The sequence below is a fragment of the Planctomicrobium aquicomposti genome (genome assembly GCF_051466325.1).
Classification (GTDB): Bacteria; Planctomycetota; Planctomycetia; order Planctomycetales; family Planctomycetaceae; genus Planctomicrobium.
Genome location: NZ_CP195792.1, coordinates 1127694 through 1141115 on the forward strand (window position 1 = coordinate 1127694; position 13422 = coordinate 1141115).

11 protein-coding genes are annotated in these 13422 nt (G+C 58.6%); 7 read left to right on the forward strand and 4 right to left on the reverse strand.

The window, feature by feature from the left end:
- Positions 1 to 935 precede the first annotated feature (935 nt).
- A complete protein-coding gene (gene folK, locus SH664x_RS04250; RefSeq protein ID WP_437205318.1) occupies positions 936 to 1682 on the forward strand; it encodes a 2-amino-4-hydroxy-6-hydroxymethyldihydropteridine diphosphokinase in 747 nt (248 codons plus the stop codon).
- A 37-nt stretch (positions 1683 to 1719) separates the two neighbouring features.
- On the opposite strand, the gene SH664x_RS04255 is transcribed toward folK, so the two are convergent.
- Complete coding sequence (locus tag SH664x_RS04255) at positions 1720 to 2955, reverse strand: lactate racemase domain-containing protein (protein ID WP_437205319.1); 1236 nt, start codon at positions 2953 to 2955, stop codon at positions 1720 to 1722.
- A gap of 408 nt (positions 2956 to 3363) precedes the next feature.
- Between SH664x_RS04255 and SH664x_RS04260 the strand changes: the two genes are divergently transcribed.
- The 6 genes from SH664x_RS04260 (at position 3364) to SH664x_RS04285 (ending at position 10256) form a co-directional block, all read left to right on the forward strand.
- A complete protein-coding gene (locus SH664x_RS04260) occupies positions 3364 to 3951 on the forward strand; it encodes an RNA polymerase sigma factor (protein WP_437205321.1) in 588 nt (195 codons plus the stop codon).
- Positions 3952 to 4137: 186 nt separating this feature from the next.
- Positions 4138 to 4683, forward strand: coding sequence for a PspA/IM30 family protein (locus tag SH664x_RS04265; RefSeq protein ID WP_437205322.1), 546 nt, complete (start codon positions 4138 to 4140; stop codon positions 4681 to 4683).
- A 412-nt stretch (positions 4684 to 5095) separates the two neighbouring features.
- Entirely contained in the window at positions 5096 to 6415 is a 1320-nt protein-coding gene (locus SH664x_RS04270) for a CpaF family protein (protein WP_437205324.1), read from the forward strand.
- 114 nt (positions 6416 to 6529) lie between these two features.
- A complete protein-coding gene (locus SH664x_RS04275) occupies positions 6530 to 7522 on the forward strand; it encodes a type II secretion system F family protein (protein ID WP_437205325.1) in 993 nt (330 codons plus the stop codon).
- A gap of 178 nt (positions 7523 to 7700) precedes the next feature.
- Positions 7701 to 8639, forward strand: coding sequence for a type II secretion system F family protein (locus SH664x_RS04280; protein WP_437205327.1), 939 nt, complete (start codon positions 7701 to 7703; stop codon positions 8637 to 8639).
- A 567-nt stretch (positions 8640 to 9206) separates the two neighbouring features.
- On the forward strand, positions 9207 to 10256 hold the full coding sequence (locus tag SH664x_RS04285; protein WP_437205328.1) for a DUF1573 domain-containing protein: 1050 nt from the start codon (positions 9207 to 9209) through the stop codon (positions 10254 to 10256).
- Between the two features lie 285 nt (positions 10257 to 10541).
- Here the strand turns inward: SH664x_RS04285 and map are convergent, their stop codons facing one another.
- The 3 genes from map to rplO all read right to left on the reverse strand — a co-directional run bounded on the left by map (position 10542) and on the right by rplO (position 13401).
- Entirely contained in the window at positions 10542 to 11333 is a 792-nt protein-coding gene (map, locus tag SH664x_RS04290; RefSeq protein ID WP_437205330.1) for a type I methionyl aminopeptidase, read from the reverse strand.
- Between the two features lie 98 nt (positions 11334 to 11431).
- Positions 11432 to 12799 (reverse strand): preprotein translocase subunit SecY, encoded by a 1368-nt coding sequence (gene secY / locus SH664x_RS04295; protein WP_437205332.1) that lies wholly within the window; start codon positions 12797 to 12799, stop codon positions 11432 to 11434.
- Between the two features lie 152 nt (positions 12800 to 12951).
- A complete protein-coding gene (gene rplO / locus SH664x_RS04300; protein WP_437205333.1) occupies positions 12952 to 13401 on the reverse strand; it encodes a 50S ribosomal protein L15 in 450 nt (149 codons plus the stop codon).
- Between the last annotated feature and the right edge of the window lie 21 nt (positions 13402 to 13422).

A 13422-nucleotide genomic window follows, 5' to 3' on the forward strand; every position in this document is an offset into this window, starting at 1 on the left:
TCGCAAAGAATTCCCTCGCGCCCGCACAGACCGGCGTTGGTCCGGAACTGCTGGTTATGGACTGTCGTCCTCGATTGGATCCTCGATAATCACATAAACTTATGGTGAATTCTGAAGCACCCTCGTCGAGGCTGTTTCGTAGCAATCGACTACGTATTTCACCCAATCGATGACCAAAATACAAAACTCCTGTGGCGTCTGCACGATATTTTTTAAGATTCTGAGTTCGGAGAATGATCCTCTCTTCGTCACCGGTGTAAACCCTACAGTTGATCCTGATTGCCCGAAAGCAATCGGGACCGTCCTGTTCCGGAACCTGATCTTCCGCAGTTCGGGCCGTTCCAGAACCGACACCCGCCTGAACGCTAAGCGACCACGCTGGCCGATGATCGTTCAGGTTGGACCGGCTGTAGCGATCATATCGCTCTCCCGATTGGCTACTGATCGCACAGCGCGATCCCTTCGCAACCGCAAGGATGACAAAGGCAGCCTCTGGATCCGGAGAGTGAATCGTTCCCTGATGTCTCTGCGAAGAGCGCGACAGAACAGTTCGCATTGACGTAAGCCATCCTCCTACGCATCAACGACTCGGAATCCCCTTCCCGCCAGTGGGTCGTCATGACACGGAAGCAGCCTTCATGCCGCAGAGAGGGAGCGGAGCCGCAAAGGAATCTGATTCCGTGCGCTCACGCTTCACAGTGATTCCACATTAGCCGGAATTGGCTGCAAATCAAGAGATTCCCGTTCGGGTTGTGAGTCGGGGGAGACGACAACGCTTTCCGTCCGTTTTCAGTTTCCTGATGAGTGGACGGGTTCGGCCGCTTCCGCCGCGCCGGGGTTGCGGCAAGAACGGGCAACGGACGCTAAGATCAAGGGCACTGCGGGGGATCCTTCACAAGGAGTGCAGGGCTTCCGTTGACCGGGATGAACCACGAATGAATGTCGAGTCGACTCCAGCGGGCGAGCAGGTCGCCGCGATCGCTTTCGGCGGCAACCAGGGGAACGTCTGTGAGACGTTGCGGGCTGCGGAACAGCGGCTGGCGGACGTTGGTGAGGTCATCCGTATCAGTCGGCTGTTTCGCACCTCTCCTGTCGGCGCGGCGGCCGGAGATCCCTTTCTGAACGGGGTGCTTCTGCTCCGCACCGGGGAATCGCCGGCCGGTCTGCTGCACCGGCTGCAACGGATCGAAAGCAGTCTGGGGCGGAGGCGGACCGTGCATTGGGGTCCGCGCACGCTCGATCTGGACATTCTGAGCTACGGAAATGAGGTCGTCTCCACGTCGACCCTGCAGATCCCGCATCCCGCCTGCTGGTATCGGCGGTTTGTTCTTGATCCCTGGGAAGATGTGGATCCCGAGTGGGTGCATCCGAGGTTGCAGCGGTCGGTCAGAGAGCTTCGTGCACTTCTTCTCTCGCTGCCGATCCGGATGGCCATCCCGGCCGATGAACCGGAACTGGCTGTCCCATTCAGGCAAGTCTTACGGGACCCGAGTGCTGCAGGGCGGATCCAGCTGGTCGATCAGGTGGGAGGGGATGAAATTCTGCTGACGAGCGGTGCACCTCCACTTTCGCCACGCTCGATCCCAGTTCCTCCGGGGGTGGATCGAGCGGAATTCTTCCGCCAGCTGGTGACAGCGATGACCGACTCCCCCACTCCCTTGCCTTTCACTGTATGTCCCTGATGCAATCAGCTGGATCCAGCCACCGGGACCGGTGTTGTCAGATGCCGCTGACGACGGTGGCATGCTGGGCATTCTCCAGAATGGTGGTCATCTCATCATTCCGCAGCAGTCGCCGGGCTTCCTCCTCGGATTCCACGGGCAACATGAAGAGGTCTTCCACCGTGCCCGGTTCCAGTTCACTCAACAGCGAAATATTGGCCCAGTCGAGTGCCGCTGCAATGCGGGTGGCAGCCACAAGATCAGGGACATTGGCTTTGCGGATGGGCTTCACCGCATCACGTGGGGTGCGGGACTGCTTCAGGATTTCCAGTCCTGGCCCCGGAGCCTCTTTCAACTGGGAGAGGACCAGAATTCGGCCATTGCGTTCGACAGCCCGGCGGCCTGCTTCAATCGCTGCGGCCACCTGTTCCCAGCCGTGACCCGAACCATCTTCCGGCACTGTGACGACGACCAGCTCCGCTCGCTCCTCAGGCTGAATCAGCCAGCTGTGCTTCAACACTGCTCTGGCTTCTCTCAGTGTTGAATCTGTCTGGCCCACCAGTACCTGATGGACTCCGGTGCCCAGAGCCGGTATCAGGCAGATCGAAATCTGCAGCCCCAGCAGCCAACCGACTTCGTCGACCACCTGTCGGAGCGGACGGGTGTCGTCCGGTCCCAGTTCATCGTGCCCAGTTCCCTGACTTCGTCGGATCGCCTCGGTGTCGGAGAGCCCGGGATAGATGCCGCTGGCCCCGCCGCGAAGTCCTAGGAGCGGATCGAAGACCGCCGGACCAATTGTCAGGACGGCGTCCGCCTCGGTCGCTCCGGAGGCGAGGTAGATTCGCTCTCCTGCCGCGGTGGATGCCAGATACTGGCAGTTCCCTTCCACCGTCGCATCGTGACGTTTCACCTGAATCGCGTCGCGGACTTCCGCAGGCAGTCGTGCTCGGGGATCCGGACCGGCAATCGCCTGCCAGCCGGCTGGCTGCAGGATCAACAAATCGTCCGCCTGAACCCCTGCTGCGGAGAGCTGATTCCAGAGTTCAGCAAAGACGACGTCAGGCTGGGGAGTTCCAGCGTCGATCACCACGGCCACGCGATCGCCCGGGACAAACGCCTGACGCACGGCCGGGAAATCGATCGGCTCCTGCAGGGCCTTTCGGACAGCCGCGCCGAGATCGCTCACCGGTTGTGGTGCGCGGTGGTGAGAGATCAGCCGCTTTTCCAGAAGATCTGCGACGAATGTTTTGCCGCGCCCATAGGAGAGCCGCAGGGGAACTAATTCTTCTTCCACGTCTTGCCTGACTTTCTGACTTCACCTCGGTGACCGCTTCGGCAGCAGCTCCGCTGCAGGGGCCCGCCACGTTACCGGACCAGTGCTCGGGGGCTTCACGATCCATCCCCAGTAGATTGTTCTGGCCTGTCCCCGTGCTGGACACGATCCGATTGATGATCCGGTGCGACTCCCCGTGGAATGTCAAAGCAGATCAAAAATCAAGGGACTTTGAGACTGACAATCCGCACGGGTGCCTCGACAGGCCGGACGGGATGTTAGACCATTTTCCTGCGAGATGTGCAGCCGTCCTGAAGATCTCGCGGGATCGCCGAACAATTCTAACGCTCACCGTGTCCGCAACTCCAGCATCGCAGGTTCACCGTCTCCGTTCATTTGCGTTCCGGAAAGGGCAATTCACGGAATCCCATGACTGACGACCAACTCATGATTCTGGTGCAGTCGGGAGAGGCGGGGGCCTTTGATGTTCTCGTCGATCGGTATCGTGGGATGCTGATTGGCTTCTTTCTGAAAAACACGCGTGACCTGCAGTTCTCCGAAGACCTCGCGCAGGAGACGTTGCTCAAGGTCTATCATCAGGCATGGGACTATCTGCCGGTCAACCGGTTTCGGGGCTGGATGTTTCGCATTGCCCGCAATCTGTTGATCGACAATGTCCGCCGTCGCTCCAACGATGCGTTGCTGCGGGCGTATCAGCAGCAGTCGGATGAAGAAGAAGCGGCCCTCAATCGCTTGATCGACGAGATCACGACGCCCGATCAGCAGCTGGTCACGAGCGAGTTCAATGAGCTGCTGAACCGGATTCTGATGGAGATTCCCGAAGATCAGCGGCAGGCGTTTCTGCTGCACTACTATTCCGGGATTCCGCTGACGGAAGTGGCAGAAATCATGGAAGTTCCGGAGCCGACCTGTAAGAGCCGCCTGCGGCTGGCCCGCCAGAAAATCGCCGAGAAGCTGAGACTCAAGGGTTTTTCACCCCGACAGGAAAACGAGTGAAAACCCCCGAAATAAAAAATCTGCTGGAAGTTGTCGATCCCGGTGATCCACGATATGAAAATTGCCGTTGTTCCTGAAACGGCCTCAGCACGAAGCCACAAACTTCTGCCAGGCCCCGACTGCCGTGCGGACTCCCTGCTTGAGCCCGCTCCCGCGGCAGTCGCTGTGTTTATCCGAGAGACCAACATGCCTTTCTTCAGCCGCCTGACAGATATTGTCACCTGCAACCTCACAACGTTGCTCAGCAAGACAGAGGATCCCCGCCAGGCACTGGAGGAAATTATCGCGGAGATGACGGAAGGGACGCTCGGTGCAGAACGGAGCGTGCAGACCGCCGTCAACAACGTGGCCCGAATCGAAGCGGAGATTGCAGCACAGCGGCCGGACGTGACAGCCTGGGTCAATCAGGCCCGCGCTCACCTGATGGCCGACAACGACGAACTCGCCCGGCAGGCCCTGGCCCGCAAGAACGAGGTGGAAGATCTGATCGCGGGGCTCGAACAGCAGCTGCAGGCTGCTCTGGCGACACGCGATCACCTGCAGACGATGATGAACGCGCTCGTGGCCCGCCTGGCCGACGCCCGTCGCCGCCGGGAGATGTGGAGTGCCAACGAGGAGACCGTTGTCGGTCCTCTCCCCACTCCAGCTCCGGGCCCAGCGGTCTCTTCGAAATCTTCCAATCGCATTGAATCGGAGCTGGAAGCGCTGCGTCGGCAGTGCCGGGGCGAATAAGCGGATCGCTTCTGCGGGGCCACCCTCCTGGCTCCGGAGCACACTGAGCTTCTGCCCGAACGCTCCATGCGGAGCCGGCTTCCTGATCGATCGGGGCGGACCCTGCCAGGGGGCCGTTGAAGAACGCCCCGCGCGAAGCTCTTCGATCGTCAACATCTTCCGATTCAGTATCGGCCGCAGAACGGTTGCTGCCGACGCGATCGCCATTTTCGTCGACCGCGAGCTGTGGTTTTTTTTCAACAGTTCGGAAAACGTCGACCTTGCGGGCTGCATTCCTGAGCTAGGGTTGAAGAGCGGCACTGCGCCTCAGGGCCTGCATTGGAAGCAGACCGGTCTGTGCGGCGAGATTTGGGAACCCCACCCGAAAATGCGTCCCGTTCCCGTGGACGCGAGCTCCTGGAGATTCGTTGCAATGGCTCCTTCATCATCCCTTAACCGCGTTCGTAAAGACCCGTCACAGGACGACTTCGAGAATTTGAAGCGTCTGATTCACGGCAAACTGGTTGACAAGCTCGACCTGAATCGCCTTGGCGAGCTGCAGGGAGACACCCTCCGTCGCGAGATCCGGCTGGTGGTCGAGCATCTGTGCGATACCGAAAACCCGCTGCTGAACCGCTCCGAACGGGAGCGGCTGATCGAGGAAGTCCTCGACGAGACCTTCGGCTTTGGTCCGCTCGAAATCCTGATGAAGCAGGAGGGAGTGGCGGATATCATGATCAACGGGCCCAAGAAGGTCTTCGTGGAAAAGCACGGACGGATCATGCGTTCGGATGTGACCTTCCGCGATAACGAGCACTTGCTGCAGATTCTCGACCGCATTGTCTCGCGTGTCGGCCGCCGCATCGATGAAACGTCGCCCATGTGCGATGCCCGTCTCCCCGACGGCTCACGACTGAACGCCATTATTCCACCGTTGGCACTCGACGGCCCCTCGCTGACCATTCGTAAATTCGGGTCCCGTCCGCTAACGCTGGAAGATCTGATCCGCTTTGGAGCATTCACCCCTGAAATGGTGATGCTGCTCGAAGGGGCGATCAAGGCCCGACTGAACATCATCATCAGCGGCGGAACCGGCTCCGGAAAAACGACACTGCTGAATACGCTGTCGAGCTTCATTCCGTCCGATCAACGCGTGATTACGATTGAAGATGCCGCCGAATTGCAGCTGCAGCAGGAGCACGTGCTCCGGCTCGAAACCCGACCCGCCAACATCGAAGGGAAGGGGAACGTCACCGCAACGGATCTTGTGAAAAACGCACTGCGAATGCGGCCTGACCGAATCATCATCGGTGAGTGTCGCGGTCCCGAAACACTCGACATGCTGCAGGCGATGAACACCGGTCACGAAGGCTCGATGACGACCGTCCACTCCAACACGCCGCGCGACGCGGTCTCCCGTATCGAAACGCTGGTGACGATGGGGGGCTCGGAACTCCCGCTGAAGGCGATCCGGCATCAGCTGGCAGCGGCGGTCGACATGATCATTCAGGTCAGCCGCCTGCAGGGAGGTCCCCGAAAAGTGACGCACATTACCGAAGTGATGAACATGGAGCAGGATACCATCATCATGCAGGACATCTTCCGTTTCGTGCAGGATGGCATCGATCCGGATGGCCGGGCCTTCGGCCATTTCGAAACGACCGGTGTCCGGCCCGGGTTCATGCCCCGTCTGGAAGCGGCGGGGGTTCGACTCCCGTCCAACCTGTTCAGCGCCCGTCGACTCGGCTCCTGATTTCCGGAAGGCTGCTGAGTGTCAGCGGCCCTGTTTTATGTCAGAGGACAACAACCCGCGTTTCCCTTGTTGCGAAGTCCGGCATTCCGCCGGCACGATCAGAGTCTCCCGACCATGATGATTCTCGCCCTGACATTCTCACCTCTGGCGATCTCCATCATCGCTTTCATCGGCGTGACCGGATTGATCGCTTCGGCCGTGTTGCTGCTGGAGAACGCCGGCAGCAGCTCGGTGGAAGACCGGCTCGATATTCTGGCTGGCAAGAAATCGGCGAAGTCCGAAGGGAGCATGCAGGTCACCCGTGAGGCCCTCGTCAAGGAGGGACTGTCCGGTCTGCATGGCTTCATGAACAAGCTGGTTAACCGCTTCTCGCACTTCAAACTGCTCTTCGTGCAGGCGGATACACCACTGGCTCCCGAAAAGTTTCTGCTCATTTCGATCGGCACCGCCATTCTGGCCGTGGGGATTGGCGTGGCGGCGAAATGCTCGCTGCCGTTCTATCCTCTCCTCGCTCTGGTTGGTGGACTGTTGCCGTTCGGCTGGCTGATGTTCCGGCGCGGTCGACGGTTCAAGGCGTTTGCCAATCAGCTTCCGCAGGCGATGGAACTGACCGCCCGGGCCTTACGTTCCGGGCACAGCCTCGCCTCCGCGATGAGAGTGGTCGTCGATGAACTGCCCGACCCGATCTCCAAGGAATTCAATATCGCCTACGAGGAACAGAATCTCGGGATCCCGATCGAGCAGGCGCTGAAGAACGTCTACTACCGCATGCCGAATATGGATTACAAATTTTTCGCCATGGCGGTGGCGATTCAGCGGCAGTCCGGGGGGGACCTGGCGGAAATTCTGGACAAGATCGGGCACATTATCCGCGAACGCTTTCGCATCATGGGACAGGTGCAGGCCCTCACCGGAGAAGGTCGCATCAGCGGTGTCGTGCTGATGCTGCTGCCGATCGCCCTGTTCGTGGCCGTGTGGCGCCTGAACCCCGAATACGTGATGATGCTCTTCACTGATCCGCTCGGGCGGCAGATGGTGGCGGTCGCCATCGTGCTGCAGCTGATCGGTGCCTATGCCATCAAGAAAATTATTGCCATCAAGGTGTAATGCGTTCGGGTTTTGATCTGCCCGTGAGCGTTCCGGGGAGTCACGGTGTCGAACCATCCCGAATCGCTGGACGGATGCGGAACTGAGAGATTTCGTTGTAAGAGATTTGGTTGGCCGTGGATGAACCGATGCCGCAGACTCCCCGGTTGACTCTCCCCCTTTGATGAAGTTCGCTGCTATGGAACTGACCCAGCTCATCCCGTTTGCTGTCTTCGGAGCCGTCTCCGCGGGGATCTGGGCGATCGCGTCGTTCATTTCCTCCAGCAATGAGTCCCGGGTTTCCGAGCGCCTGCACGAGCTGCGGGACCCGCGAAAACGGGGGAAAGACGATCCGTCCGGAAAATCGACCGGCTTCAGCTCCATCTTTCACAAGGCTGCTCCGGCCCTTTCCAAGGCGCTGCAGCCCAAAACCGAACTCGAACAAAGCGAATTGCGCGTTCGTCTGGCCAATGCCGGCTTTTCGTCCCCGTCCGCCACGATGATCTTTCTGGCCATCAAGGCAGCCACGATGGGAATCGGGACCGTTCTCGGAGGTGGAATCGGGCTCTATCTGAAGGGCTTCACCACCGAAGGGCTGATGGCCATAGGGACAGGGGCCGGTCTGGGGATGTTCTTTCCCGACATCGTTTTGTGGTGGCTCGTCAGCTCACGCAAGGAAAAAATCTTTCTGTCGATGCCCGACGCCCTGGATCTGCTGGTCGTCTGCGTCGAGGCGGGACTGGGGCTCGATGCTGCCATGCGCAAAGTCTCGGAAGAACTGGTGGAAGGGGCTCCCGAGATCTGCGGCGAGCTGAACCACGCCAACTTTCAACTGCAGATGGGTCGAAACCGCCGGGAAGTGCTCCACGATCTGGGAGTGCGAACCGGTGTCGATGATGTGAAAGCCCTTGCCGCGATTCTGATTCAGGCCGATAAATTCGGCTCGTCGATTGCCCAGGCACTCCGGGTGCAGTCGGACAGCATGCGGGTGAAGCGGAGCCAGCTGGCCGAAGAAAAGGCCGCCCAGACCGCAGTGAAAATGATCTTTCCCCTGGTGCTGTTCATCTTTCCGGGGATTTTCGTGGTGCTGGTCGGTCCCGCCGCGATCATGATGATTCGGCAGCTGCTGACGACGTAGCAGGGCGGTCAGAGATGTCCGGGGGGGCCGCTTGAACAAAAATTTGTGATTTGCGGCTGATCATCGGACATTTTGACCGGGAAGCCAGCACATTGTGTTTCCTCCGAATCTGGCGAACGGCTGGTTACCGCAGATTGCCTACGGTCGGAATCATTGTCAGGCTAGGCGCGCGTGGAAGAATTTCTCCAGGTTTTGCCACGGTTCCCGTTCGGCAGATTCCGCCAGAATCTCAGACGCTCAGCTCAAATTCTTATTGATTCCGTGGCAGAACTAGGGCATGTTGAAGCACATTCTGCGAGGGAACGCTTCCCGAGACCGGTCTACCGGCGAAGAATGCCGGAAGTGCGAAAATTCGCATCCCCGAGGTCAGGTCATTGTGTTAAAACAGGTGGAATGGCTCCCAAATTGCACGGAGTCAGGCAGGGTCCAATGCTGAATTGCGGCGGCAGTGGTCAGGCTGAACGGAATCAGATTTGCGGTTGCCGTGTGGGCACGCATCAGAGTTTTCCGTGAATCGATCCGGTGCCCCCTTCGCCAGATCGAAATGCAGTCAGGAAAGTAGATGTCATGTTAACCAGAGTTGCACCGCTGTTTGTTTTGTCGATGTCCCTGTTTGCAGGCACGTCTGCTGTTGCCCAGCAGTCGTCACTCAATTGGGCAGAGAAAATGTTCTCTGAGTTGAATCACAACTTCGGAACGGTGGCGCGAGGGGCCGACGTGCGCCACAACATTGTCATCACAAATCTTTATGAAGAAGACATTTCGATTTCGAATGTCGGGACGACCTGCGGGTGTACTGCCGCCAAGCCTGACAAAACACTGCTGAAAACGCATGAGCAGGCGTTGATTGAAGTGAAGATGAACACCGTCAAGTTCATGCACAAGAAGGACTCGAACGTCGATGTGACATTGACGTTCCATGGCGCCAAAGGGTCCGCCACGAAAACTGTCCGGATTCCCATCAGTGCGTATATTCGCTCTGACGTTGTGCTGACTCCGGGCAATGCCGATTTCGGAACCGTGGAATATGGCACTGGTGCTGAACGGAAAATCGAGATCGCCTACGCGGGAAATGGCGCCAATTGGCAGGTGACCGGTGTGAAATCGGGCGATCAGACGATCGATGCCAAGGTTCGCGAAGTCTCCCGCACGCCAACCAACGTGCTGTATGAGCTCTCGGTGAAGCTCGATCCCAACTCCAAAATGGGAAACATTCAGAACCAGCTCACGTTGCTGACCAATGATCGTAACTCCCCAGAAGTTCCCGTGCTCGTCTTCGGCCGGGTTGAGCCAGACATCGTGGTCACTCCGGAAGTGCAACAGCTGGGGAAAATGGCCCCAGGCGAAACCAAGACGTTTACCGTGGTGATTCGCGGCAAGCGGCCGTTCAAGATTGATCACGTGGAGTGTGCTTCAAATCGCAACATGTTTGAAGTTCCCCGCCTGACCGATGCGTCGCAGCCGACTCACGTCGTCCAGTTCCGGTATACCGCTCCGGAAGCAGGCGGACCGGTCTCCGAGAACCTGATCCTGACCATCGCTGGCCGGGAACAACCGGTCACTTTCCGTGCTGAAGGAACCGTCGAAGGGACGACTGTTTCTTCGCTGAAGCAGTAACCACAGATACTGGTGACAAACACTGCAACTTTCCGGATGATGCCCCGGTCGCCCGACAGCGGCCGGGGTTTTTCTGTTTTGAGGACGAGCCGAACGCCAATCTGCCAGGAAATCACGCCCGGCGACTTGTACATCCGTCCTGTTGAGCAGCTCTGCTCGATTTGAAAGGCATTGGGGGCCACACACGAAGGGAGCGTGCCGCTCTTCTGCAATTCCGGGCGAGGAATGCGTCGTCAGCATGAGAAAGCCGTTCCGGACCCGCCCCCGACACCATCGACAGCAGGCCTATGGCAGCAGAGGGGTTCCGACACCCTCTGTGAGCAGGATTGGTCCTTCGGCCGTCACTGCGATCGTATGCTCGAAATGAACGCTCCGCTTACCGTCAGCGGTCACTGCCGTCCAATGGTCCTTCAGGATGCGGACGCGTGCGGTTCCTGCGTTCAGCATCGGCTCAACCGCGAGCACGAGGCCGGGCTGAATGGGGAAGTCGTCCCGCTCCATCTTTTTGATGTACAGGTTCGGCACCTGCGGTGGTTCGTGCATCTCGCGGCCAATTCCGTGGCCCACGAAATCCTCCACCAGCGAGAAGCCGGCATCCACTGCAACTTTCATCATCTTGCGGGCCACGGCAGACCAGCGTGACTCCTGTCCCAGTCCGATGATCGCCGTTCGCAGAATCTCCTGGCCAACATCCATCAGTCGGCGACTTTCGGAGTCGATCTCGCCCACGGCGTAAGTCCAGGCGGAGTCGCCACACCAGCCATTCACCCGGCAGCCCGTGTCGATACTGACGATGTCCCCGACCTTCAGAACGTAGTCGCCGGGAATTCCGTGCACGATCTGCTCGTTCACGCTGATGCAGGTGACGGCCGGAAACGGAACCTTGCCGGGGAATCCCTTGAAGAGGGACTGGGCCTGTCGGGCGTCGAAAAGCTTCTCGATCTCCTGATCGATCTCGCGGGTCGTGACACCGGGGGCCACCATCCGGGCGGCAATCTGATGCGCCTCGGCGACCACTTGTCCGGCCGCCCGCATCTGTTCGATCTCACGCCTGCTTTTGAGAGTAATCATCGCCATGACGGGCCTTCTGCAGTGTCTTCAACAGGGCTCGCAGCTCAGAGCGCCCCGGATGCACCGACAGTCTCTCAAGGCCCGAGTTTCCAACTCGAAAGGAATCAGACGTCTTCGGAATCGAGCAGACCAGCCTTATTCCGCATCACCAGATGGCTGTCGATCTTCTGAACCAGATCCAGGGCCACGGAGACGACGATCAGCAGACCCGTTCCGCCGTAAAAGCTGGCGATCAGGAAGGAAATATCCATTCCCGAGGCGACTGCGGTCGGAATCACCGCGATCAGGGCCAGGAAGCCGGCACCGACATAAGTGATACGGACCATCACCTGATCGAGGTATTTCTCGGTGTGACTGCCGGGACGGTAACCGGGAACGAAACTTCCGTAGTCCTTCAGATTCTCTGCCATGTCCTTCGGATTGAACGTGATGCTCGTCCAGAAGTAGCAGAAGAAGTAAATCAGCAGAATGAAGAGCAGGTTGTAAGACAGACCTCGCCCGCTTCCACCAAAGGTGTTCGCAAAGGCCGAGAGCATCGAGCTCCCCGGGAACATCTGCGAAAGCCAGGTGAACACGAACATCGGGATCATCAACAGGCTCGAGGCGAAGATGATCGGCATCACCCCCGCCTGATTGACACGCAGCGGGAGGAACTGCTTCTGGCCACCGAGGACGCGACGTCCACGGACGTGCTTCGCGCTCTGGATGGGAATGCGGCGCTGGGCCTGCGTGATCGCGATCACTCCCATCACCACCGCGACGAACAGAATCGCCAGCGGAAGCAACTTGTCGATGCCACCCGCTGTACCCAGTCCGATTCCCTCTTTGAGAGCAGGACGAAGAAGTTCGAGTCCGGCGGCGGGCATCTGCGCGAGAATACCCGCCATGATCAGCAAGCTGATTCCGTTACCGACACCATACTCGTCGATCTGCTCGCCGATCCACATCAGCAGCATGGTCCCGGCGGTCATCGTCAACGTGGCGACGAGTCGATAGAACCAGGTGTCGTAGGCATCGAGAATGACACCCTGACCCATGCCGAGGCGATTATTCGCGAGCATGTTGATCCAGAAATAGCTCTGTCCGAGTGCAATGAGGACAGTGGCATAGCGCGTATATTCATTGATCTTCTTGCGTCCGGTCTCGCCCTCTTTCTGCAATTGCTCGAGAGGAGGATAAACCTGGCCCAGCAGCTGGAAAATGATCGATGCCGAGATGTACGGCATAATTCCCAGACCGAAGATCGTGGCGTTCCCACGGCCGGATGCCGATAAGAGAGCAACGGCTTGCATGAACTGGCCGATGCCGGCCTGGCTCTGCATCTTCTTGAAAGATTCAGCAAATGCTTCCTGATCAATGAACGGAAGCATGATCGAAAAGCCCATCCGATAAACGGCGAGCAGAATCAGCGTGATGAGGATTTTCTGGCGGAGTTCCGGAATCGTAAAAATGGTTCGCAGTCGCGACAGCATCGAACAACGTCCTTATCGTGTGCCTGCAGGGTGATCCGCTCTGCAAATCGCGGCTGCTTGACCCGCCTATCCTTCGTTCTGTTTTCGCGATCGGTCGCCAGCCGACAAATAAAACGCAGACTCACGCTGTCAGATCGGGAACCGATCGCAGCTTACTCCAGAACTTCAACGGTTCCGCCGGCTGCCTGAATCTTCTCAGCAGCTGATTTCGAAAACCGGTGTGCCTTGACCGACAGCTTCAAATTCAGTTCACCGTCACCAAGAATCTTGATGACGTCGAACTTCCCTTTGGCCATTCCCTTGGCGTGGAGCGTCTCAGGGCTGACTTCGGCCCCATTCTCGAAACGTTCTGCCAAAGTTGCAATATTGATTGCCAGAACCTTGGTGGCGAACTGGTTGTTGTTGAACCCCTTCTTCGCCACAACGCGGAACAGCGGCATCTGGCCCCCGGCAAAACCGATTCGCGCATGATATCCGCGACGGCTTCCGGCACCCTTGTGACCGCGACCCGACGTTTTGCCATGCCCGGAGCCTGGACCGCGACCCAGACGCTTGCGCTTCTTGTTCTTCTGTATCCCGCGGTGGACGTCATCAATAATCATGGCAAATCGTTCAGATCTGAA